This is a genomic window from Xenorhabdus sp. TH1 (assembly GCF_037260955.1).
In the GTDB taxonomy this organism is placed as follows: domain Bacteria; phylum Pseudomonadota; class Gammaproteobacteria; order Enterobacterales; family Enterobacteriaceae; genus Xenorhabdus; species Xenorhabdus griffiniae.
In genome coordinates, this window is sequence record NZ_CP147734.1 from 3,093,894 (window position 1) to 3,117,543 (window position 23,650).

The 23,650-nt window shown below is 40.2% G+C and carries 20 protein-coding genes and 1 pseudogene; 14 read left to right on the plus strand and 7 right to left on the minus strand.

Features of this window, described 5'->3' with window-relative positions:
* Positions 1-34 precede the first annotated feature (34 nt).
* Positions 35-994 (plus strand): Ig-like domain-containing protein, encoded by a 960-nt coding sequence (locus WDV74_RS13490; protein WP_338883290.1) that lies wholly within the window; start codon positions 35-37, stop codon positions 992-994.
* A gap of 13 nt (positions 995-1,007) precedes the next feature.
* Positions 1,008-1,406, plus strand: a complete 399-nt coding sequence (locus WDV74_RS13495; RefSeq protein ID WP_338883291.1) for a hypothetical protein — start codon at positions 1,008-1,010, stop codon at positions 1,404-1,406.
* Positions 1,407-1,545: 139 nt separating this feature from the next.
* Here WDV74_RS13495 and WDV74_RS13500 read toward each other — a convergent pair whose 3' ends face one another.
* The gene (locus tag WDV74_RS13500; protein ID WP_338883292.1) at positions 1,546-6,507 is read right to left on the minus strand and encodes an autotransporter outer membrane beta-barrel domain-containing protein; all 4,962 of its coding nucleotides are present in this window, start codon (positions 6,505-6,507) and stop codon (positions 1,546-1,548) included.
* A 211-nt stretch (positions 6,508-6,718) separates the two neighbouring features.
* Between WDV74_RS13500 and WDV74_RS13505 the strand changes: the two are divergent.
* A pseudogene (locus WDV74_RS13505) lies at positions 6,719-7,414 on the plus strand (IS1 family transposase).
* A 127-nt stretch (positions 7,415-7,541) separates the two neighbouring features.
* Entirely contained in the window at positions 7,542-8,453 is a 912-nt protein-coding gene (rdgC, locus tag WDV74_RS13510; RefSeq protein ID WP_338883293.1) for a recombination-associated protein RdgC, read from the plus strand.
* Between the two features lie 59 nt (positions 8,454-8,512).
* Here the strand turns inward: rdgC and WDV74_RS13515 are convergent, their stop codons facing one another.
* Positions 8,513-9,661, minus strand: coding sequence for a porin (locus tag WDV74_RS13515; RefSeq protein ID WP_338883295.1), 1,149 nt, complete (start codon positions 9,659-9,661; stop codon positions 8,513-8,515).
* A gap of 431 nt (positions 9,662-10,092) precedes the next feature.
* Between WDV74_RS13515 and WDV74_RS13520 the strand changes: the two genes are divergently transcribed.
* The 6 genes from WDV74_RS13520 to nadS all read left to right on the plus strand — a co-directional run bounded on the left by WDV74_RS13520 (position 10,093) and on the right by nadS (position 13,603).
* Complete coding sequence (locus WDV74_RS13520; RefSeq protein ID WP_189760323.1) at positions 10,093-10,338, plus strand: type II toxin-antitoxin system prevent-host-death family antitoxin; 246 nt, start codon at positions 10,093-10,095, stop codon at positions 10,336-10,338.
* Positions 10,338-10,739, plus strand: coding sequence for a type II toxin-antitoxin system VapC family toxin (locus WDV74_RS13525; RefSeq protein WP_338883298.1), 402 nt, complete (start codon positions 10,338-10,340; stop codon positions 10,737-10,739). The genes WDV74_RS13520 and WDV74_RS13525 overlap by 1 nt, the downstream gene beginning before the upstream one ends.
* 137 nt (positions 10,740-10,876) lie before the next feature.
* Positions 10,877-11,503, plus strand: a complete 627-nt coding sequence (locus tag WDV74_RS13530; RefSeq protein WP_338883299.1) for a TetR/AcrR family transcriptional regulator — start codon at positions 10,877-10,879, stop codon at positions 11,501-11,503.
* A 57-nt stretch (positions 11,504-11,560) separates the two neighbouring features.
* Positions 11,561-12,232: a hypothetical protein gene (locus WDV74_RS13535; protein WP_338883300.1), complete on the plus strand. Its 672-nt coding sequence runs from the start codon at positions 11,561-11,563 to the stop codon at positions 12,230-12,232.
* 871 nt (positions 12,233-13,103) lie between these two features.
* Entirely contained in the window at positions 13,104-13,256 is a 153-nt protein-coding gene (locus tag WDV74_RS13540) for an addiction module toxin RelE (RefSeq protein ID WP_338883302.1), read from the plus strand.
* Positions 13,257-13,306: 50 nt separating this feature from the next.
* Positions 13,307-13,603 (plus strand): NadS family protein, encoded by a 297-nt coding sequence (gene nadS, locus WDV74_RS13545; RefSeq protein WP_338883304.1) that lies wholly within the window; start codon positions 13,307-13,309, stop codon positions 13,601-13,603.
* A gap of 101 nt (positions 13,604-13,704) precedes the next feature.
* Here the strand turns inward: nadS and WDV74_RS13550 are convergent, their stop codons facing one another.
* The 4 genes from WDV74_RS13550 to exbB form a co-directional block, all read right to left on the minus strand.
* A complete protein-coding gene (locus WDV74_RS13550; protein ID WP_338883306.1) occupies positions 13,705-14,748 on the minus strand; it encodes an acyltransferase in 1,044 nt (347 codons plus the stop codon).
* A 12-nt stretch (positions 14,749-14,760) separates the two neighbouring features.
* Positions 14,761-15,417 (minus strand): SGNH/GDSL hydrolase family protein, encoded by a 657-nt coding sequence (locus WDV74_RS13555; RefSeq protein ID WP_338883307.1) that lies wholly within the window; start codon positions 15,415-15,417, stop codon positions 14,761-14,763.
* Positions 15,418-16,049: 632 nt separating this feature from the next.
* The gene (exbD, locus tag WDV74_RS13560; RefSeq protein WP_338883308.1) at positions 16,050-16,475 is read right to left on the minus strand and encodes a TonB system transport protein ExbD; all 426 of its coding nucleotides are present in this window, start codon (positions 16,473-16,475) and stop codon (positions 16,050-16,052) included.
* Between the two features lie 6 nt (positions 16,476-16,481).
* Positions 16,482-17,465 (minus strand): tonB-system energizer ExbB, encoded by a 984-nt coding sequence (gene exbB / locus WDV74_RS13565; RefSeq protein WP_338883309.1) that lies wholly within the window; start codon positions 17,463-17,465, stop codon positions 16,482-16,484.
* Between the two features lie 567 nt (positions 17,466-18,032).
* Between exbB and metC the strand changes: the two genes are divergently transcribed.
* The 4 genes from metC (at position 18,033) to WDV74_RS13585 (ending at position 22,918) form a co-directional block, all read left to right on the plus strand.
* The gene (gene metC, locus WDV74_RS13570; protein ID WP_338883311.1) at positions 18,033-19,226 is read left to right on the plus strand and encodes a cystathionine beta-lyase; all 1,194 of its coding nucleotides are present in this window, start codon (positions 18,033-18,035) and stop codon (positions 19,224-19,226) included.
* Positions 19,227-19,392: 166 nt separating this feature from the next.
* Positions 19,393-20,064 (plus strand): DedA family protein, encoded by a 672-nt coding sequence (locus tag WDV74_RS13575; RefSeq protein WP_338883313.1) that lies wholly within the window; start codon positions 19,393-19,395, stop codon positions 20,062-20,064.
* Positions 20,065-20,323: 259 nt separating this feature from the next.
* Positions 20,324-21,154, plus strand: coding sequence for a 2,5-didehydrogluconate reductase DkgA (gene dkgA, locus WDV74_RS13580; protein ID WP_338883315.1), 831 nt, complete (start codon positions 20,324-20,326; stop codon positions 21,152-21,154).
* A 1,446-nt stretch (positions 21,155-22,600) separates the two neighbouring features.
* Positions 22,601-22,918, plus strand: a complete 318-nt coding sequence (locus tag WDV74_RS13585) for a hypothetical protein (RefSeq protein WP_338883316.1) — start codon at positions 22,601-22,603, stop codon at positions 22,916-22,918.
* A 2-nt stretch (positions 22,919-22,920) separates the two neighbouring features.
* Here the strand turns inward: WDV74_RS13585 and WDV74_RS13590 are convergent, their stop codons facing one another.
* On the minus strand, positions 22,921-23,586 hold the full coding sequence (locus tag WDV74_RS13590) for a YtjB family periplasmic protein (protein WP_338883317.1): 666 nt from the start codon (positions 23,584-23,586) through the stop codon (positions 22,921-22,923).
* Positions 23,587-23,650 lie beyond the last annotated feature (64 nt).

The window sequence follows — 23,650 nt, forward strand, 5'->3', positions numbered from 1 at the left end:
TTATAAAAAGAATTATTCAGCCAGAGGTTATTGTATGTCTATAAGCGGCAGCCTAACGGCTCCTTTTTTACCACAAAGTAATAATGGCTTTATTGATGAATCAGAACTAAGTCAACCCATATTGGTGGTAGTAATAAACCAATATGAACACGCACATGTAGATGATTATATTACTGTTCATTTGAATAACGAGATATCGTCAAAACGATTTTATATTACAGAGAAAAATATCCATCGTCCAAGATATGTAATATCAATACCATTCTCTGAGATTCCTCTTGATAGCTATGATGTTTTCTATACTATTACTGATTGGACAGAAAATTCTGCGTCATCTGCAACTACTCGTGTCACAATTAAAAAGTCAGATTATCCACAGCCTGCGGTAATTTCTTATTTAGAAACAGAGAGTTTGGCTAATGGTATGCCAGCCAATGGTTACACTCCGAATTCTGTACTCATTACAGCCTTAGATGAAAAAAAGATGGCTGTTCCCGGAGCACCAATACACATTGTTGCTAATGACAATACACATATTACACCCTCTTCTGGTGTTACAAATCAGGATGGGGAAGTCGTTTTTTGTGTAACCTCAGATGTTGGTGGGATTTCTTCAATACAAGTAGCATCACGAGATGGAAATATAAAAGATAAGGTTGAACTGTATTTTTCCCCTGTTAATGAAGCAATATTAATAATAACCGGAAGTGAACAAATTGGTGAGGAATACGAAACAATTACACTTCAGTTTTTCGATAAAAATACAAAAGAACCAATTAAAAACTCTATTGTTTATTATAAATTAGATCAAGCTATAAATATAAATAACATATTAGAAATCTCTTTAAATCCAGATACAATACGGTCAGTGATTACAGATGAAATAGGACAATTCCAAATAAACCTGAAAGGCCATTCGAATGGAAGTTGTCTTATAATGGTAACTGCCAACAATTATGTTGGCAGTATAAATTATACTATGGGACAACAGTAAGGAGATATTAATAATGGCAAAGAAAATACTTTACTTCACAGGTGTAGAAAATAATTGGCATGTATCGTATTACTTTCTGACGCAAGCTGGTTATGATTATACAGTGACATTATTAGATAAAGATACCGAACAAATTTACGATACTTGGAGAAAACCAGATGACCCATCTGGCGATCCTCACAGTAAGGCTGGTATCATTCTCTTCACAGGAAAAACTGGAAATCTTATATGTAAAGTTGATTGTCCCGAAAGCTCTAGGCTTGACGTTGACATGAGTAACAGTGATATAACTGCTAATGCGGGACAAATAACTTTAGGAAAGACCTATACCGCTGCCTTTGAGGATAACGGTGGCTCAATCGATTTTAATGATTTGTTTATTTCTATAGCAGGATGGAAATATTACGAATAAATTCAAGAAATGATTCTCTGTCTGAAGATATATTTTAATAATTATAACTGTGGGATATCACTCCCACAGTTTTTATTCAATTCCAGTAAGTAGATATGTGAATTAAAGAACTTTTTATTCTTCTATGGAAGGATATTAATCACCATATCACCCTTAGCCCAACTTTGGCACTCAGTTCATAGCTGTCAAAATTATTCAGGCTGGTGTTGACGGAAGTCTGACCATAGACGACAGACTGGTTATCCTTCCAACTGTAGGAACCCCCGATTCCTGTTTCACCCCAAGTGCGGTCATTCCCCCTGTGGAAGGCAACATTTGCAACATCAACCGCGTCATTACGCCCCAGCAGCTCTTGGCGAAGATTGAACAGGCCGTAAAGATTAGCGGCTTTTTCAGCCTTGCCCTGATCTTCGCTCCACTTTTGGCTGTAGTCTATCGTCGCACCCACGCGCAATTTCACGTTCCTGCTTTGATCAAAGCGGACTTTGGCTCCAAATGTATCATGGAAGTCATTCATATTGATGGCAGAATGCACAAGCTGTACTTGCGGAGTCAGCGACCATTTTGGGGTCAAATCAAACCGTTGCCCTGCTTCCAGACCCAATGCATAGCCCAGAGCGGACTTATTATTCCCCAGTTGCCGACTGGCCGTCTTTGAATCCAAGTCATTTTCAAAGTAGGTAAGCTGCGTTAAGCCATCCAGATAAAACCCATTATTGCCATACCATGTACCTGTCACACCTATCGTGTAACCATTCGCACGGATTTTACCTTCACCATGCACGGAGTCCACGTTTGCATTAATATTCGAATATTGCAGGAAACCACCACCAACCACTGAGCCGTGGTCATTTTCATACAAACGGCCGTCTATGCCGATTTGAGCACGAACCATGTTATAGGTGATATCGCCAGCTCCAGATGTGGTGATACGGGGCGATAATCTGCCGTAAGAAGCTGTCATCCGTCCCCATGTGCCACTGGGCAATGATGGGTTTGTGCTATCATCTGCGCTATCCTCGTCAGCAGTGGTTCTGAAGCTATTCACACCCCGCAGTTTGTCCTCACGCCCGCCAACTCGTCCATGCAAAGACTCTGGCATATTCAGGGTCTGTAAAACTCGTCCATAAGCCTCGTAAACGCTAACGCCAGCATGATAGAGTTGTTGTGGCTTTGGTAGAGGATCTGGGTTGGGTTTTGGACTGGTCAGCGACGAGCGCAGATACCAATTTCCATCCAAATTATCAATACCATTCTTATGAAGCCGGTAAGCATAGGCACCGATCACAACGGCTTGCTCTCCCTTATAACTATAATCACCGACCAAACTGAAAATGCCATCCGACGTGCCTTTCACATCAACAACCTTGATGCCTTCAGTCGTCGGTGCCCCCGCGCCGCCGACATTTTTGATAACGAGATGAGTTGTGCCAGATGTATTGCCGTTCACTACCAGTCTGTCAGTCTTTGAGTTATCGCCTTCCAACACGGTCGATAAACTCACTATACCGTTATTACCGCTATAGTTACCTGCGATCACCAGTGTACGCCCTACGGCTTTGTCATCTCCGCCAGCCAAAACTGTGCCACTGTTATTTAAAGCGGAAATAGTCGTATTAAATCCCCCCATATCAAGCTTACCATGTTGCCCGATTGTATAAGACGAATTTGCACTGAAAGCCCCTTCTGATCCTTGGCGAAGCGTCCCTTTCTGTACTTCCGTCATGCCTGTATAGTTGTTAATGCCGGTCAGAAGGGTTGTACCGTTACCCGCCTGCACCATTTGCCCTTGCCCTTTTAGGGAACCGGAAAATGCCATTTGATCAGCACGGTTGAAAACCAGTTTCGTACCGACCCCACTTTCGACCAATCCGGTAAGAGTTCCTCTGTTATGCCCGTCACCGATCTGCAAAGTGCCATGACGAATTACCGTGCCGCCCGAATGCGTATTTGTGCCGGTAAGCGCCAGCGTCCCTTTACCGTTTTGAATAAGTTTGCCTTCGCCAGTGATATTGCCGCCAAATGTCACAGCATCTGCGCGGTCAAAAGCCAGCGTCCCTTTACTGCCTGTGACCACATCACCGGAAATACTGCCCTGAGTACCACCGTCCCCTATCTGGAGGACACCCCGCGTCACTTTCGTGCCGCCGGTGTACTTATTCTCACCTTTCAAAACCAACGTCCCGTCATCCGTTGTCTCAAGTGTAGCAAACCCTGTCAGGGTTGATTCAATTGTGGCAACCCTACCAGCAGTTGACTTATTACCCGTTCCAACACGAATTTTGGCGCTGCCTGTTTTATCATTCTCTAAGACCAGAGAATCGCCAGTGATTTTATAGCCATCGGCGCTAAACTGCATACCATTTACAGTGACATTGCCGCCGCTATTATCTACCTGCACTGTTCCGGCGATCCCTGAGAAAATGGCAAACTGGTCAGTACTTTTCCAACTGGCATTGGGATATCCTGTTTTTGACGTCCAGTTATTATTTCCACCGACCTGCCAAATACCATCACCACCATCAATGGCATTATTGTTGTGTTCACGGGTATTACCACCATCCCAATAGTTCAGGAGCATACCGCCAGTATTGATGAGATAGACTTCATGGTTTCTGCTTGTACCGAGAGAGAATGAGTCCGGTTTTCCGCCAGTGAACGTCATTCCGTTATCGATTAAGGTGCCGCCATAGTGAAATATATCGTATTCACCTGCTGCTAATCCGCCAAGATCCGTGACATTCAGTGTTCCTGCCAATGTCAGATCACCATGAACATCAAATAATGCCGGCGCGGAGACATCCTTTGCCCCAAGCGAAATATCCACATTTGCGCCGCTATTGAGAATAAGATCTTTGCTAAATGTCAGAGTATCACCTTGTTTGCCTGTAAGGTGACCGCCGCTTTCAATCGTTGTTTTACCTCCAACTATGCCAGTACCATTAACAACACCACCATTTTTAACATTGAAGGTTGAGGTTTTTGTACCTAGCTGGCCGTCAACGACAAGGGTTCCCTCCTTAACACGCGTTGATCCTGTAAAAACCGAGGAATCCGAACTGAGCCTCGTTACGCCAGTGCCAATTTTATCGATATGACCACTTCCAGAAATAACTCCCTCAAAATTGGTTGTTCCACTCAGATTAAACGCCAGAGTACCTTTGTTTAAGATATCGCTTTTGGTAAGATTTCCGGTCGCTCCACCATTGCCGAGTTGTAACGTTGCGTCATTGCCAATAGTGGTCTGACCCGAATAGGTGCTATCATCGGTTACGATCGCCTTACCACCAGTAATTTCCAGGATCCCTGTTCCGTTAATTTTACCATCAAGTGTAACCACACTATTAGCAGCACCGGCAATGATAACCGCGCCATCATTGTTAATTCCGGAGAGCGAGAGCTTGCCGATTGTAACACCATCGCCAAATTGCAGTTTGCCTGATACAACTGATACTGGCTTACCTGTGGTCACATTACCGGTCAGAGTTAAATCACCTATACCCTGTTGGCGAAGGGAACCGTCGCCTTCAATATCAACGGCAAAGAGAGTGGGATTTGTTCGGTCGAAGGCCAGTACACCGTCCTGCCCGATTGTAACTTTGGAAGTATTATCAATGCTTCCCGCTGTTCCTTTATCACCAAGTTGCAAAGTACCCGATTCGATTTTTGTCTCACCTGTATAGGTGTTTGCCCCCGTCAAAATGGTTGTACTGCTACCCATTTGGTGAACAGCACCTGTTCCGCTGATAATGTGGCCATAAATCGCTTTGTCACTAGGATTGAAATAAAAGTTTCCCTCATTATCAATATTACTGGAAACACTTCCTGTTTTATGTCCGTCACCCAGACGCAACGTGCTGCCGGATAATATACTGACCTTGCCAATATTCATATGGTGGATATAGGTAAGATCCAGATTTCCCGTTTTAACACCTTTTCCCCCTATAGTGACAATTGAATTTTTCGTCCCAGACACATTGCCCTTCAAGGTTGCATTTGAACCAGACATATAAAGGTTGGCACTGCCAAGCTCTACATTGCCATCAATTACGCTTGAATTCTGAATACCGTTAGTAATAGTGCCATCATTCTTTATAGAGAATTCGTCTCCCTTTATTACTCCTCCGTCCAAATTCGTGATGGTATCAACAACACCTTTATCATCGATATAAATGCCATTTCGCTTTCCATATATCAAAGAAGCATTGGTAATCTGTTTGATTTTGGACGGCCTAATGTGAGGATTAACATCCAATTGGGCCATGCCTTGACCAGTGACCTGAATGCCGTCTTGGTCAGCTGTTATGCCCTTACTTTCAGCTAGGTTATTCAAGTTTTCGAGGTAGCCACCATCTTGAATCAGAACGCTGTGATTGGGTCCTGCCACTGTTCCATAATTATGGAACTTTTTAACATCACTACCAGATTCAATAATAACTGTCGCGTTAGCAGAGTTAGCAATTTTTCCCTGAGATAATGTTCCATAATTATAAAGAGTCTCAAGTATTGACGTTGTAACAGATATCCCATCAATCGAGCCGTTTTCCCTATTCAGGATGGTATCTACGTGTCCATATGGACCATTATTTGAGTTAATCGCCCGCTGGATCATTATTGAATTGAATGCATTAGGATCATCATTGGCTGTAATTGCACCATAATTATCTAGCATGTTCATTTGACCAGAAACCCATACTGCTCCGTTCCCTCCACTTATTGTTCCACGATTAAGCAACTGCCCAACAGAACCATCGGGAGTTACAGTGACTCCACCCGTTCCTCGCAAAATTCCGTTATTATTAATGTCATTGACTAAAATTATTTGTGTCTGATTATTATTGTTAGTTCCGACATTAACCGCACTGTGTGTTAGATTGTAGAGATCATTTAGGTTGACACCTTGAGGAACATCAATTGATGCATTCTGATTGATAGTAAGATTTTCACACTGTGAGAGATTATAGGGTTCGGTTTTATTTCCAGAAATGAGAGTGGTCTTCGTATTCGAAGAGTCACATGATGAGTCTGCTATTGCATCAACACTTATAAATAAAACTACTCTGAGGGCTATTGGGAATACCATATGGTTGTATATTTTCATAAGAGAAACTCCCTAAGCAACCTGATTTTCATTTAAATATTTAAGTAGAAGACTTCACTAAGGTATTATTACTGTAGAATAAATTTACCACAGTGTCGATTATTCCATCAAAAAGGTTATGTGGAGTTTAGCATTCAGGTTTGAACGGGGGGTCATGTGCCCAATGATTAGATGTTGTGATAAACTTCCCGTTTTTTATTATGGGTGAAAGATGGCTAAAGTTGATGTGATTTGTCGTTACTGTCACAAGACGGAAGAGGTAAAAGGACATAGAAAAGAACGTACTGGACATCCCCGTTATCGCTGTTATGCCTGCCGTAAAACGTTTCAACTGACTTATACCTATCAAGCCTGTAATCTCGGCATGAAAGAATGGATTTGATATGGCAATCAATAACGCTGGTGTCAGGGATACCGTTCGCGTTCTGAAGGTCGGTATTAACACTGCCATTCGCACACTAAAAAACTCACACCAAGAAACGTAACCACGCTGCCGCTGGTAGGGAGTGACATGCAGATTATTGTTGAAATAGACGAGCAATGGTCGTTTGTCGGTAACAAGAAAAATCAGCATTGGCTCTGGTATATTTGGGAACCGAATATGAAGTGGGTCATCGCACATGTCTTGGGTGATCGCAGCAAGGAAACGTTGGAAAAATGGCTGGCTCTTCTACCTCCTTTCAACATCCAGTTCTACTGTACGGATGATTATATCGTTTACGATTGTCTTCCTGAAAAAAAACATTTCATAGGAAAGAAATTTACTCAACGTATCGAGAGAACCAATCTCACCCTACGTATTCGCATCAAGAGACTGAATCGAAAAACGATAGGCCACTCTAACTCTGAAGAAATGCACAATAAAGTGATAGGCATGTTCATTGAGCGTGAATACTACCTTGTTTAACCGATCTAACTATTGGGAACATAACCAACTCATGAAGTTCTAGGGCTTCGTCATATGATTCGTTATCATGCCCCCTTATGTTTTAAGATGACCTTTGTCACGATGCGCAACAATATGGGGTAACTGCATGTTATGGTTCAAAAATTTAATGATTTACCGTTTAAACCGAGAGATTTTCCTTTCGGCGGATGAACTGGAAAAACAATTAAGCCCACTGGCATTCACCCCATGCGGTAGCCAGGATATGATGAAAACAGGCTGGGTTTCGCCAATAGGATCTCATGGTGAAGCATTAACCCATGCTTCCGGCAATCAAATTCTGATCTGCGCACGCAAAGAAGAAAAAATGCTGCCTTCTCCGGTGATTAAGCAGGAATTACAGGACAAAATAGCCCGTTTGGAAGGCGAACAACATCGCAAACTGAAAAAGACAGAAAAAGATTCGCTGAAAGATGAAGTCATTCATACGCTGCTGCCAAGAGCATTTAGCCGTTTCAGCCAAACCTATATTTGGATCGATACCGTCAATCATTTGATTATCGTTGATGCCGCCAGCGCAAAACGAGCCGAAGATAATCTGGCACTGCTGAGAAAAACATTGGGATCACTGCCCGTTGTTCCTCTTACTTTCACCAATCCCATTGAATTGACGCTAACCGAGTGGGTACGTTCAGGTGATCTTCCTGCCGGCTATGCCTTGATGGATGAAGCCGAACTCAAAGCCATTCTGGAAGAAGGTGGCGTGATCCGCTGTAAGAAGCAGGATTTGGTTTCAGATGAAATTGCAGCACATATTGAATCTGGTAAATATGTCACTAAATTGGCCTTGGATTGGGAAGAGCGCATTCAGTTTATGCTGTCAGATGATGGCGCTTTCAAACGGATTAAATTCAGCGAAACTTTACGTGACCAAAACGATGATATCGATCGTGAAGATGTCGCCCAACGATTCGATGCTGATTTTACCTTAATGACGGGTGAACTCAGTGCACTAATCAAAAATACAATTGATGCGCTGGGCGGTGAAGCCGAAAGGTAATGGCAAGCGGACTGCCTTAACAGTTGAATCCATTAAGGCAGTTCGGCAAGAAATAATAATTAGAAGCGATAAACTAAACCAACGCCAAAGACGTCGTCAGTACTGATCTTCGCTTTCTTGATGAAATCATTGTCTTTCAATAAGTTGAATTGATATTCAGCATACGTGCCCATATTTTTGTTGAAATTATAGTAGGCACCGACTGAAACATATTTCACCAAATCTTCAGATCCCTTGTCTGTCAGTATGCTCTTATCAGCCAGGTCATTACCCAAATCTTTACCTTTGGAATAAACAAAAGCGACAGAAGGACGCAAACCAAAATCAAACTGATATTGAGCCGTCAACTCAATGTTTTGGGTTTTATTGGCAAACATCGTGTAGTTATTCACAGAGCTGCCAAATCTGGTCATATTACGGGTTTCACCATACATAGCAGCCAGATAGACATTATCTTTGTCATACTTGGCAGAAACGATCCATGCCTCGGCTTTGTTCCCTTTTGCCAGAACCTTAGCGGCATCAGAACCCAGTTTCTGTACCGAAGTACGGTTAGAGTTGCCGTATGACGCCCCAACATTGAAGCCATTACCAAAGTCATAGGTACTGGAAAGGCCAAAACCATCACCATTCTGCCTTGCAACATCGCTGCGACTGTTTTTAGTACCATCATCATTTTTAGCCTGATACTGCAAGGCAAAATTCAGGCCATTTGCCAAACCAAAAAAGTCAGTGTTACGGTAGGTTAACAACCCTGTTGAACGCCCCATCAAGAAGTTATCGGTTGCGGACATAGAATCACCACCAAATATCGGCAATACATCTGTCCATGCGTTGGCATCATAAACCACACCATAATTACGCCCATAATTCAGCGCACCGTATTTGCCAAATTTCAACCCAGCGAAAGCCAAACGGGTTTTGGTGTTTGCCCCACTCTCCGCTTCTGTTCCATTGGCACCCATATTGTATTCCCACTGCCCAAAGCCAGTGAGTGTATCCGTAATTTGAGTTGAACCTTTAATACCTATACGGCCGACAGAACCATCACCAGACTGGCTATCTGATTTGGAGAAAGTTCTTTGTACATCGGCCTTTCCATATAAATCTATTTTATTGCCATCTTTATTATAAATTTCAGCAGCATTTGCTGCTCCCGTAATAAGAAGTACCGAAATTGCCATTGCTAGTGTGTTGTGTTTTATCATTATCATAATCCTCATGGGTTTTGTTATATTTAGCCACCGCCAAAAGAGCCATATCCCAAGAACAGCTCGCTCTGGAATAGTCAATAATCAGGTGGACGGAGTATCTTACTTATCTAAGTAAACAAAATGTTAAATCCGCAATAAGTAATAACAATACTAAGATCCAGTAAAACATTTTTCTAACAATAATTAGCAAAAAATGCTATACCGTGAAGAATATCACATTATAGATATGTACCCTATAATTCAACAATATTAACCATGAAAATAAATCATTAAAAACAGTCAGTTATAAATAATGAATGGGCAACAAAAAGTGCGATGGTTGAATAGGAAACGTATTTCGGCGATACAGGTCTAATCAACTTGACCAGACTAATAAGAATAAATATCCTAAAATTGTGTACATTAAAACATCAATAGGTAATGCTATGGAACAAATTAACATCTACGATGCAAAAACCAACCTATCCAGAATTGTTCAGAAAGTCGCCCGCACCGGAGAACCGGTGGTGATCGCCAAAAATGGTCATGCACTGGTTAAAGTGATTGCATATAGAGAAGAGCAGCCCAAACGCAAATTAGGTTTCCTCAAAGGCAAGGGTAGTGTTCCCGCCAATTTTGACGATATGAACAGCGCCGAAATTGCTGATATGTTCGAAGGGAAATATTCATAGTGGAATTCCTGTTAGATACCAACATCTTGCTGTTTATGGCATATGAACCGGAAAAACTGAAAGCGGATATTGCTGATCTGCTGGAAGATACCAGCAAAACCCTGTGTTTTAGCGCGGCGTCTATATGGGAGGTGGTCATTAAAAGCAATTTAAACAAACCTGATTTTTCCATAGATCCCGAACAGTTCAGGGATGGGCTGTTTGACGCTGGTTTGATTGAAATCCCCATTAAAAGCGATCATACGCTCATTGCATGCGATTTACCGGAACAGTTACATAAAGACCCATTTGATCGGTTAATTGTCGCTCAGGCAAAACACAACAAGATTCCACTCATCACGAATGATAGCAAGCTAATCGATTTTGTCAGCGATTATATTACCGTCATCCCTAATAGATGACACTGCTATTTCATGACCGGATAATCACGCTTTGATAGGGTTGACAAGCACCAGCGAGTTGCGTATCAGTCTGTTCTGTTTATTAATGAGATCACGCCAACGCGATACAAATATTAATAACTTATTAAGGTGCTAAAATGGCAGAAAATCATCCACGTCCACGAGGCCGCCCCACCATTCCAGAGCAAGTCATACGCCAAAAAATTCTCGACGTTACCTTTCTACTTCTGATTAATCAAGGTTATAACAAAACAACCATGGATGTGGTTGCCAAAAAAGCCGGCATTGCTAAAAAAACGCTCTACCGTTTTGCCAAAAACCGAGAAGATCTGCTTGAACAAGTGGTTATGGGTTGGGAAGATAATTTTATTCCCGCTTTTAAGAAAGACGCTAATAATTTTCAACAATTGATGAAGTCATTGAAAATATTTCTGATTGAAATAGCAGAGAAAACTTTATCTATGGAAGCGGTAGGATTATTTAAATTATTACAATCTGATTTTCCTCATCGTGAAGTATTATTGGATAAATATCAACAAAGTGGAATTGAAAAAAGCAGAAATATATTGGCAAATTGGCTTGAGCGCCAGTATCAAAAAGAATTACTAAAAAAAATGGATTTTCATATTATCAGTGAACTTATCATCTCGATGGTAATTGCAGAACCACTCAGAAAAATGGCACTGGGTATTCTTCCACCATTGCCAGAAACGGATATGACACCTCGGATTAACGCAGCGGTTAGTTTACTTGAATATGAGTAATATTTATTATTAAGGCTGAGAAATAAATTCCCAGCCTTTTATTTATCAGAATATTCATTGAAACGTTATTTCGTGATCTCAATGCAGGCGTCTGAATACACGAGCCATCAGTCCAAGCGCAACTATAAATTACAAATCACAGATGAAATGCCACACGCTTACCGGTTTTTAGTAGCTTGTGACTGGAAATTGCTGGAATCGACGCCAGGTGGTTCAGGTGGTTCAGGTGGTTCAGGTGGTTCAAAGGATATTATGCTGTCTTTCGATCTCACATTAGGGACTGCTAAAAATGGGGAGGATATAGAATATTGGGGTTATACAAGTGACAATCAACCTAATATTGGTTCTTTAACTGGATTGCAACCTAATACAGATATTGAACATATTTCGGAGTTCCTTTTTGAGGATGGGAAGGGTGGAACTCTGAAGGGAGGTAAAGTTCCTAATATAATTCCTACCTCACTGTCTTTGCATATATCCTCGAATCTGAATAGCTATCAGAAAGTAATGGCACTTCTTAATAAAACTCTTTATGTCACCGTTGATAATGTAACTTATAATCTTATGATTGACAGTCCTAGTAGTATACTAGGAGACAGTGCCAATTATACGTGTAGCGTCGTTTACACAGAATACGCTGAAGACTCTGATATATACAAATTAGGTAACATATTGAAGCAACAAATAGGCCAAACCAAACATTTTAGTCTCAAGTGGAGTGATAATTAATTTACCAAAATCGATACTCTAAATCAAAGTATATGCTTAGTTTTTTATAATATTCAATGTGTTAATCAATACATAGTTAAAATCATAACCGAATTCAGTGTTAGTCATATATACGCATTAAACTTCAAGTCGCAATTGACAACACGATATGAAGCCTGATTTCTCCCCGCTTCGCGGGGAGAAATTCACACGCATCTTGAAGTTAGATTGGTATAGCATTAAGCGCTGAAATAATTTCACTTCTTGATAAAGTAATATTACAAATAAAATCTGATTTATTGATTTTATTTGTGTCCAAGAAGGTGATAGTTAATCATTTTGAATAATAATATTATACGACCAAAACCTGTTTTTTTGGTCGATGGGTTACGGTATATGTCAAATTATTGCGGCATTACAAGCTCCCAAAAAATTCATCTTCTGAGAGCATTCCCGCTTTCATCATGAAGATATTCATAGCCATACTTTCTCGACCAATGAAGCTGTCGGTATACGTTAGTGTGACTACTCTACACCCTGCTGAGGGTTTGGCGACTTTTAGCTAAGTCCTGATCAACTTTAGGCTTTAAAGAAAATATCCTACTACGCATTTTTAATGATAATCATCAATAGCCATTAATAAAAGTGGTACAATGTATTACTTTTTTACTGGAAAGTGGTACGTTGTACCACTATACTATCAGCACGGAGAGAGGATACCGTGGATTATTTGGAGTTTATCGAAACTACCACATTCAGTAAGGTACGAATCGAACTAATGGAAGATGATGAGTTCCAAGAACTCTAAAGTTACTTACTGAAATACTATGAGAGTGGTGACACGATTAGTCAAACTGGTGGATGCAAAAAAATTCGCTGGCGTCGTAAAGGGATGGGCAAACGTGGTGGGATAAGGGTCATCTACTATGTCAAGACATTAAGTGGGCGAATATATTTGTTACTAGTTTACCCTAAAAATGTACAAGCTGACCTAACACAAGAACAGAAGGCTCAACTTAAAAATGCTATTCAACAGATGAAATAAACATCGTCTTCAGCGGTTAATCTATCTATAACGAGAACGAGGATAATTCTATGGAAAATAATTTATTTAATAATCTTCTTAGTAGCGTAGAGGAGATGGTTGCGATCGAGAATGGTGAATATCACCCTAAACCTGAGCATACCCACCGCTATGCTATTCCTAATGTTAAATCTATTCGCAAACATTTTGGCATGAAACAATCCGAATTTGCGGAAATGATAGGAGCAAGTGTTTCGTTGGTTCGGAGTTGGGAACAAAAGCGTCGTATACCATCAGGAACGGCACTAAAAATGTTATTTTTGATAGAGAAAAATCCAAATATCGTAGATACGTTAAAGTCTCTTTGACCCTTTAAGGCTTTTACTCCAAATCGAGTACCCTAAGGCGCCGTATTCCATCGGGAACGGCGCGTTTTTACCCCATCACATACGTCCTTCAATTCATCACATTAAACAGTGATGATTGACGAAGTTATCTTAAATTTTCGTAATAAAACACACAGCATATATGACAGGAAAAAAGCCAGTAATGAATACACTATTATATAAATATATATATTTACGTAATAAAATTCCCTTAACAAAAACTCGTGGATAAATTCATTATGTATCTCAACAACAAAAATATTGTGAACGAGATATATCCCCAGTATATTTTTGTTTATATCTTTTGTTATATTTGATATTTTACTTACATTTAAATTAACCAAGAATAAAAATAAGCATACGGAAGACACCTGAAGGAATACATTATAAAATTTCCCATAAAAGAAGGCCATTCCTGTCCTGACTGAGATGAATGATAACAATATCAATGAGATAATGGATAACGCCAACAGAGTGATGTGGTTAAAGGAGAAAGTTTTTATTGTAGGATTAGTCAGTCCTATATACCCACCTATCAGAAAACTAAGAAGCCCTTGAACCTGGAATGGAAGTAAAATATTAAAGGGCACAATGGAAAAGTGATATTTATAATCTGTCAATGCATTCAACAAGGTAAAATTAGAAATAATAAACATTATGATTATTATCTTTATAAGCCCCTTAGCATTCTCTAAATTAAATGAACTTCGTATTAATGGGGTTAGTATGTAAAGAGCAATTATTGCAAATAAAAACCATAAATGCGTGGCATCGGATATAATATTGCTAACGTTAACATAATTTAAAAAACTGACAGAAGGAATTTCTGTGAATTTACTAATAAAGAAATTATCATAACAATAATAAAAGACCAACCAAAACAATAATACAATGAGAATTTTCTTTACTTTATTAATTGCATAAGCTGTTTGGTTTTCATGTTTGTTATTCAGCAAAAAATAACCACTGCACATAAAAAATAACGAAACACCCAGCTGACCTGCTTGCCTATACAAATATAAAATCACGTCATTATCATGGCGTGACAAAAAGAACAATGTGACGTGGGATACGACAACGAAAAATATAGACATTATCTTTAATAAATCTATAGTTAGGATCCTCATTTAAAATCCCTTTTAAATTGATAACATGAAATTTGCAATTTTAGGCGCTATTTTTGCCATACCTATTTTTGATGGATGCAATCCATCGGACACAGTACCTAAGCTATTGCTCGTCATGATATCGATATTTCCTTCATTAAAGCCGGAGTTTTTCAATAAATCCAGATACGGGATGGAATATTTTTCGCAAACTTCCCTGCAAACATGGCAATAATCAGACAAATAGTATCCTTTCAAATTTTTTTCGTTCATTCCTCTTTGTATTGAGAGAGGCGTTGTTATGATGAATCCTATCCGTGATAATGGGTATTGTTTTGTCACTCCTGCCAGCAATAAATTCATGGCGCCAATAAATGTTAATGAGGTTTTATCTTTACTGTCACCTATTTCTATCCCGCCATGAGAACCAAAATCATAACCAAAATCGTTAACCCCTCCCCATATAGTAATGATGTCTGGATTATTCCCCATTTCTTTATATCTTAAACATATAGCAGAACTATCATCTTTATCTTTTTGAGCTATACATGTCCCGCCAATACCGTAATTAACAAATTCTTTTAAGCCTAATATTTCAGTCACGATGGGTTGATACCACCCTCTTTCTGTTATGCTGTCGCCGAGTGAGAACCAAACTTGCCCCGCCAAATGAGATTGAATATAAGACATTTCTTTTCCTTTGTTTGTTCTGGAATGATAATCGGGGCGTTCCTGGAGGTATCCTTCTTAGGAAAAGATAACCACATCACAGTATTTGCCCGCATTAAAGAAATTAAATTAACAGTTAAATTCGTAAAATATTGTGTGTCACCTATCATTTTGTCATTATTTATAAATATTATTGGAGATTCGTATATACCAATCTAACTTCAAGATGCGTTTGATTTCTCTCCGCGAAGCGGGGAGAAATCAGGTTTCATAGCGTGTTGTAAATTGCAAATTGTGACTGCGCCTTCGGGTTGCATATGCGGCCTTATGCTCAAATTTTGTCAAAATTTACAGTGGCAAAATTGAAATTGTCAGGGAAGATAAAAGCGCAAATCTAAAAAGTATGTTTAAAGTGATGTCAATGGGAATCAAAAATGGCATGGAAGTGATTATTCGAGTTGAAGGCGACAATAAGAAGGAGATAGCACAATCGGTTATTGAGTTTATTCGTAATATAACAAACTGAGCTATCTATACCAATCTAATATTCCCAACTCAATTAAATAAATATTTAAAGAAACAATATTGGTGTTTCCCCAAAACTGCCCGAATCGTTAATCGGGCAGTTCATATTTTAGGTAATCCAAGAAACGTTATTGCGCGGAAACTGCTTCCATCCCCACTAATCCCACTTTGAGATAACCCGCTTTACGTAGAGAATCCATGACGCTCATCAGGGTTTCATAATCCACGGTTTTATCAGCCTGGAAGAAAATTGTCGTGTCTTTGTTGGATTGCGTGGTTTGATCCAGTACCAAAGACAAGTTATCACGATCAATGGCTTGATCTCCCACATACAACTGCTTATCTGCTTTTACCGTCAAAAATACCGGTTTTTCTGGTCGTGGTTGCGGCTTAGCGGTTGATGCCGGTAAATCAACTTTAATATCTACCGTTGCCAATGGTGCTGCCACCATGAAAATAATTAACAGTACTAACATCACGTCAATAAACGGCGTAACGTTAATTTCATGCAGTTCGCCGCTATCGTCCAAATCTTCATTAAGACGTATTGCCATAATTTATTACCTTGCTTCTGCTTTTTCTGTTTTGCTTTCAGCCAGATCAAGATCACGCCCCAGCAACAGGATTGCCTTAGCGGCCATGTCACCCACCTGACCACGATATGATGAAATAACGCGAGCAAAGACGTTATAAATCACAACCGCAGGGATTGCTGCCACCAGCCCCAATGCGGTCGCTAACAGTGCTTCCGCAATCCCTGGTGCAACAACGGCCAGGTTAGTCGTTTGTGAATGAGCGATGCCAATGAAACTGTTCATAATCCCCCAAACAGTACCAAACAGCCCCACAAACGGAGAAATTGCACCAATGGTCGCCAGATAACCGTTACCACGCCCCATATGACGGCTAATTGCTGCGACAGCACGTTCCATACGGAAAGAAGTTCGCTCTTTAGTTCCAACCTTGTCAATACTGTCAACAGACAGGGTGCGCTCAGACTGTGCTTCACTTAACAACAGGCGACTGACGCTGCGATTGCCAAAATCTGCTGCAACTTTCACTGCCTCATCCAGATTGGCAACGTCAACCAAAGCCAATTGCTCTCTACGCAAACGACGGCGAGCCATTAAGAGTTCAGTACCTTTGGAGAAAAATAACGCCCATGTGATGACAGAAGCGATCACCAGTCCCACCATAACCGTTTTTACTACCGCATCTGCGTTTTGGTACATGCCCCAAACAGACAGATCCGTTGCAAAACCACCAGACTGGTTGCCAGAAACTTCTTTAATGGGTGCCACAACGGTTTCTTCCGTCGTCACCGTTACATTTTCTGTGGTATCAGCCGCCACGGTTTGCGCATCTGGGGTTGATGGTGCATCAGTTGTTGGTTCAGCCGCTTGCGGAGCTGAGGAAGATACTGGTGTTGCCGGAGCGGCTACCTGAGCAGCAGCCTGATTTTCTGGCGTGGCTGGTGTTGTATCAGCCCATGCTGAACTTGTTAATCCGAGTGCCAATAGAATAGAAGCTGTCAAATTACGCATCAGTTAGCCTTACTCTCTTTCTTATAGATTCTGTTACTTAGCAGTGAATCACGTTTACTCATCTTGCTAATCCTAATATGTCCTGAGTCATGGCTCACCTTTCAACCTTGTATCTTCATCCTCTCACAGCTTGATAGCTGCACTACAAGGTAAATTCAGGAAGATGCAGGTCTCGTTTGAACCCTAATCCAGGCCTCTTACCTCGGAAGAGGAAAAAGTCCGCTACAAATGATATCAGACATTTGGCGATTTGATAGTAATTATCATTACTATTTAATAAAAAAGTCCCACTTAATGATATTGCTTCGTTAATCAGTCTTGATCGACCATGCCAGCTCACCTTGAATTTTCGTCAAGTTGCTCGAATCTCTTTGGTAAAACTCTCCCAAATCTTTTAACTTGCTAATCATTATTTGAACAATTCTATTTAGATATATACCAATCTAACTTCAAGATGCGTTTGATTTCTCCCCGCAAGGCGGGGAGAAATCAGGTTTCATAGCGTGTTGTCAATGGCAACTTGAAGTTTAATGCGTATAGGCAGGAAATAACTTGGGGAAAGATGCCATGACAGAAAAAGAACTAGAAACTTTATTGGTTAATACAGGGAGACAAAAAAGATATACGCAAAGTGCCGTTAACCCACTGATTCAACGCACTTCGTCTGTCATTTTTGATACCGTTGAAGACTTAAAGCATGCTTTGAAGAACCGCGCCAAGGGCGAATTATTTTATGGACGCCGTGGCACTTTGACTCACTTTTCATTTCAGGCAGCGATGGCTGAGCTGGAAGGCGGGGCTGGCTGTGCACTTTATCCTTCCGGTACGGCAGCTATTGCCCATTCAATTTTGGCATTTGTGGCAACCGGTGATCATGTCTTAATGACAGGAACAGCCTATGAACCTACACAGGAGTTTTGCCAGCATGTTCTAAAAAAAATGGGGGTTTCCACCGATTATTTTGACCCCATGATCGGAGAAAATATTGCTTCGCTGATTCAGCCTAATACCAAAGTTATCTTTCTGGAATCACCTGGCTCCCTGACGATGGAAGTACAAGATATTCCTGCCATTGTGCGTGCTATTCGACAAGTCAATTCTGAGATTGTGATTATCATTGATAATACATGGGCGGCTGGCGTACTGTTTAAAGCCCTGGATTTTGGCATCGATATTTCTATCCAATCCGCCACCAAATATATTATTGGTCATTCCGACGGGATGCTGGGTACAGCTGTCGCCAATGCACGATGTTGGGATCAGCTTAGAGAAGGATCTTACCTGCTAGGACAAATCGCCGATCCCGATACAGTGTATATGGCAAACCGAGGGCTGCGAACGTTAGCGATTCGTTTAAAACAACACGAAGAAAACAGTATAAAAATTGCCAAATGGCTTGCACAGCGGCCGGAGGTTGCCGAGGTTTATCATCCTGCCCTACCTTCTTGCCCAGGGCATCAATTCTTTCAACGCGATTTTACTGGCTCCTGTGGGCTATTTTCTTTTCTCCTGAATACTCAGCTTACACACCAACAATTTGCTGATTATCTCGATAACCTGAATCATTTTAAGATGGCCTTTTCGTGGGGAGGTTTTGAGTCATTGATTTTAGGCATTCAACCAGAAACGCTGCAACAACTGCGTCAATATCCTTCGCCGAAAAAAACTGGCACTTTATTCCGCGTCCATATTGGACTGGAAAATCTACAAGACTTGATTGATGATCTGGAAGCAGGTTTTGCTCGTTTGGCAACTCGTTAACTTTCACCTTTAAACTATGGCTATCTCTTTATTTTATTGCGTATTTGCAGATAGCCGTGGTTTCCCCTGATGCGGAACAAATCACCCTCTATCTCATCATTTTGCGGTACACTGGGGTAGATCTGTCTGTTAATTATGTTTACTCGCAAAAGTCACAGGATAAATAATGGAAACGTTAAGCGAGATTGTTCATGCACTCTGGCATCATGATTTTAACCAACTTGCCAACCCTGATGTCATCTGGGTGATTTATGGCGTTCTCTTTGTCACGTTAGTGCTGGAGAACGGGCTACTACCAGCCGCCTTTTTACCCGGCGATACTCTGCTGGTGCTCTCCGGTGCCTTAATTGCCAAAGGTGTCATGAGTTTCATCCCCACGGTAGTTCTACTCACTATCGCGGCAAGCCTGGGTTGTTGGCTGGGTTACTTACAGGGGCGCTGGCTCGGCCATACCCGTATTGTCAAAAACTGGTTGGCTCAACTTCCTTTGCAATATCGCCAACGTGCCGATACGTTATTCTCTAAACACGGTCTGTCTGCCCTACTTATCGGACGCTTTTTAGCGTTTGTTCGCACTCTTCTACCTACATTTGCCGGTATTTCTGGACTAAATAATAAACGCTTTCAATTTTTTAACTGGTTAAGTGGCTTTTTATGGGTCATTATTATCGTGGGTTTTGGCTATGCCTTGAACCAGATCCCTTTCGTTAAGGCACATCAAGATATGGTCATGAATATTTTGGTGATTTTGCCTATCATTCTGTTGATCAGTGGGTTGTCAGCTTCTGTACTGATGTATTGCCGTCATAAGAGAGGAGCAGCAAAGAAAAAAAAATAACGGGCTTATCGTCTTAACACGATCGCAAAAAACCACTATTTTTTCTATTTACTTGATTTTCTATTTACTTGACTATCATCTTACTGGATTATCAACTCAATAATTGAACAACCAGAGTCCATTCCAACAGGTACTGTTACTGCTAACTATTTAAGCTGTGCTCAAATTTAACGTGCTGAATAACGCCCCCTGCATGGGATGGACAACCTCATTAACCAACCCACATCGAAATTAGGTTTAGGCGTAATAGGAGGTAATAATGGGTCAGCAAACAATTATTAAACTCGCTGATGAAAATCACATGCCACAATTGGGGCTTGGCGTTTGGAAAGCGAGTAATGAACAGGTTGTTAAATCTATCCATACCGCATTAGAAGTCGGCTATCGCTCCATTGATACAGCAGCAATTTTTCATAATGAAGATGGTGTGGGAAAAGCCTTGCAGGAAACTGATATCCCACGCGAAGAAATTTTCATCACCACCAAACTTTGGAATGATCGCCATCTGGATGCTCGTGCAGCACTACAAGAAAGCCTAGATAAACTACAGTTAGATTATGTTGATCTCTATCTCATTCAATGGCCAATGCCTGAACAGGATCATTATGTTGATGCATGGAAGCAACTGATTGAACTGAAAGAAGCTGGCCTGACCCACAGTATTGGAGTATGTAATTTTCATATCGAGCACTTACAAAAAATAATACAGGAAACAGGTGTCGTTCCCGTGATCAATCAAATTGAATTGCACCCTTTGCTGCAACAGCGACAACTTCACTCATGGAATGCCACCCACCACATTACAACCGAGTCCTGGAGTCCGTTATCACGGGGTGGAAAAGGCGTTTTTAATTCTCCACTGGTTGAACGTCTAGCACTTAAATACGGCAAAACCCCAGCACAAGTTGTGATTCGTTGGCATCTTGAATGCGGTATGATTGCCATTCCTAAATCTATTACGCCTTCCCGTATTAAAGAAAATTTTGATGTATTTGATTTCAGACTGGAAAAAGAAGACTTAACAGCTATGGCTGAACTGGATATTGGGAAGCGGATAGGCCCAAATCCCGATAATTACAATCAATTCTAGCCACACTGCACAGGAACAATAGAGCTTGTTCCTGTGCAGTCAGATCAAACTATACCTATGTTAATAGAGTGACAAAAATCATTGAATCCATACTGGTGCTTAATTTGCCAGTTTTAAGCTCGCAGCCTATTACCTCCTCATCTGTAGGAGTACTTCACCCCATTGAGCATAAGTATTTCCATATTGTTTTTGATGGGCAGATAATGTTTGTCATGCAGGAAAAATATCAAAAAAATTGTCGGGTTTTAACCCGACTTTAACCAAATAACCTAAGACTTTTTTATTTTTATGTTTTATAACGTTTATAGGATATACCAATCTAACTTCAAGATGCGTCTGATTTCTCCCCGCGAAGCGGGGAGAAATCAGACTTCATATCGTGTTGTAAATTGCGACTTGAAGTTTAATGCGTATATAAAAATATTATTTTATAATTAATTTAACTGGATAACTCTAATGACAATAATTTTTATTTACTGAGGTTCTATGCCTATTCATCTATCTGGACTAACCCTACCATTATTGCTTCACCAAAACCATAATATTGCTAACGGTTGCAATTTGTAAATCGCAATTATTATCAATTATTGAATGATAGGCCAATCTCCTTCCATTATTTAATCCGTAAAAATGACTAACATCAACCTCCGCTAACCAGGTATCTCTAAAGAACTTTTTCCATATAAATCATCATCAAAAACAGAGACCAAATAACTATCGTTTTTTCATATAGTGATGTTATGTGCAATATTTCGAGCAATACCACCTGACGTATATTTTGTTTTCCCTGGGTTGGAGTCTTTTTCATAATTAAATCGAAACAAAGCTAGTGATAACTACTTTAGAAAAACCAACTGTTACGATCTAATTCACTCTAGAAAAAGAGTAATTTCAGGATAAGAAGAGAAAAGGATTTTTCCTGAGATTTTAATACGTTAAACTCCAGGTTATCCATTTTTCTCATATCATGTCCTTCAAGTTTTCTATTATTTTTAGACATGTTTTTATTCTATTGAGTCATGCCAGTAAAGCGTATTTTTATACATTATGTCTGTAGTGAGAAAGAGATCGTAAATCTAATGATATGTAACGTGATATAACATTAAAAATGTGATCTCGATCTTGAATTTTATACTTATATCCCTATCCAATTGGGCGAAGGTTTACGGCGAGAAAACAGGGCCTGAACTCCGTTTTTCAGCCAGACTTAGGCCATAAGAACCTGAATAGTATCCTTCCCATAAAACACTATAATTTATCAATTAAATTAAAAATATTAATAATAACTATGTTTACTATTTATATATAAATCATGTTATAGACTTACTTCACAACGCTAAATAACTGGCATATTAGACAGATAATTGAAACATGCCACATGTTTATGACAGCGTTCAATCTATCTATTTACATCAACGTTCCGAATAAAAACTTAAGGAAATGATAATGGTTTACATAGTTATTTCTTTATTAATGCTTATCCCTTTTTTCTTCATCTTAAAGCGCTTCCTGTTGTCACGCCGGATCCACCATAATGCAGCGGGGATCTTACTTGCAATCGTAGCTATGGCCTTTCATATGTATGTCTTTCGTTTTAACAATATTCCGATTGTACATATTAATGTTTCCAACCAGCCGATTGTGTTTTACGGCGCAGTAATGATTGCGCTTCTACACGGCATACTCTATTCCATTTGTTTCAAGCGGTACTATGGAAAGGATATTGATAATGAGGAAAATCATCAGCACGATCCCCAACCGTAATGTTACCGTTGGGGATCATCACCTTGCTCTTTACTATCCGCTTCATCAGAAGGTCTAGTATTGGCAGTCAGCAGATAAGGGGATTGTTGCCAGCGACTAGGATACAGTTTCAGCAAGTTATGAGCCAAAATAAATCCAATAGCCAAAGATAACAGGAGCATTACTCTAAGTAAGTTAGTTGTGTTATCGACCTGTTTAGCCTCAGTTGCCAATCGATGCGTATCCAGTGTCAGGCGAAGGAAACCTTTTGGATGATTTTTTCCTGGTATCGGCACAACAATTTGTTGGTTGAAATAACCACTGGATTTTTTGCCTTCCAACGATAATCGTTCACGAACAGAAACCGGTTCACCACTTCGTGCTATCTGTGTGCCATTCTCCAAATAGACACTGGCATCCAAAATGCGACTGTTGCGAGTCAAGTAATCTAAGCTAGCAACAATCTTTTTATTATTAAGATCTTTGCTACCATTATCCATATAATCAGACAAGCTGAATGCGACCTGTTTTGCCAATGTTTTCGCCAGATCTTCAAATTGATCCATATGCGCTTGTTGTTGAGAACGGCTGAAATAGGAAACACCCTGCATCAGCAGTACTAACAGTGCTATACATATTAATATAATCGCCGTCTTGTGCAGTCTAACTTTTAGCTTTGCTTTTATCATGATTATCTCATCCCATACTTAGAAAGCACATGTTGCCAGATGCAGTAATGATAGGATAGTTTGA

Coding starts and splice junctions, on each gene's coding strand:
- WDV74_RS13590 (WP_338883317.1), bottom strand. CDS start 23,586: ATGATAAAAGCAAAGCTAAAAGTTAGACTGCACAAGACGGCGATTATA.
- WDV74_RS13585 (WP_338883316.1), top strand. CDS start 22,601: ATGGTTTACATAGTTATTTCTTTATTAATGCTTATCCCTTTTTTCTTC.
- nadS (WP_338883304.1), top strand. CDS start 13,307: ATGGAAAATAATTTATTTAATAATCTTCTTAGTAGCGTAGAGGAGATG.
- WDV74_RS13550 (WP_338883306.1), bottom strand. CDS start 14,748: ATGAGGATCCTAACTATAGATTTATTAAAGATAATGTCTATATTTTTC.
- dkgA (WP_338883315.1), top strand. CDS start 20,324: ATGGGTCAGCAAACAATTATTAAACTCGCTGATGAAAATCACATGCCA.
- WDV74_RS13490 (WP_338883290.1), top strand. CDS start 35: ATGTCTATAAGCGGCAGCCTAACGGCTCCTTTTTTACCACAAAGTAAT.
- WDV74_RS13515 (WP_338883295.1), bottom strand. CDS start 9,661: ATGATAAAACACAACACACTAGCAATGGCAATTTCGGTACTTCTTATT.
- WDV74_RS13520 (WP_189760323.1), top strand. CDS start 10,093: ATGGAACAAATTAACATCTACGATGCAAAAACCAACCTATCCAGAATT.
- metC (WP_338883311.1), top strand. CDS start 18,033: ATGACAGAAAAAGAACTAGAAACTTTATTGGTTAATACAGGGAGACAA.
- WDV74_RS13530 (WP_338883299.1), top strand. CDS start 10,877: ATGGCAGAAAATCATCCACGTCCACGAGGCCGCCCCACCATTCCAGAG.
- rdgC (WP_338883293.1), top strand. CDS start 7,542: ATGTTATGGTTCAAAAATTTAATGATTTACCGTTTAAACCGAGAGATT.
- WDV74_RS13575 (WP_338883313.1), top strand. CDS start 19,393: ATGGAAACGTTAAGCGAGATTGTTCATGCACTCTGGCATCATGATTTT.
- WDV74_RS13495 (WP_338883291.1), top strand. CDS start 1,008: ATGGCAAAGAAAATACTTTACTTCACAGGTGTAGAAAATAATTGGCAT.
- WDV74_RS13540 (WP_338883302.1), top strand. CDS start 13,104: ATGGGCAAACGTGGTGGGATAAGGGTCATCTACTATGTCAAGACATTA.
- WDV74_RS13555 (WP_338883307.1), bottom strand. CDS start 15,417: ATGTCTTATATTCAATCTCATTTGGCGGGGCAAGTTTGGTTCTCACTC.
- exbB (WP_338883309.1), bottom strand. CDS start 17,465: ATGCGTAATTTGACAGCTTCTATTCTATTGGCACTCGGATTAACAAGT.
- exbD (WP_338883308.1), bottom strand. CDS start 16,475: ATGGCAATACGTCTTAATGAAGATTTGGACGATAGCGGCGAACTGCAT.
- WDV74_RS13500 (WP_338883292.1), bottom strand. CDS start 6,507: ATGAAAATATACAACCATATGGTATTCCCAATAGCCCTCAGAGTAGTT.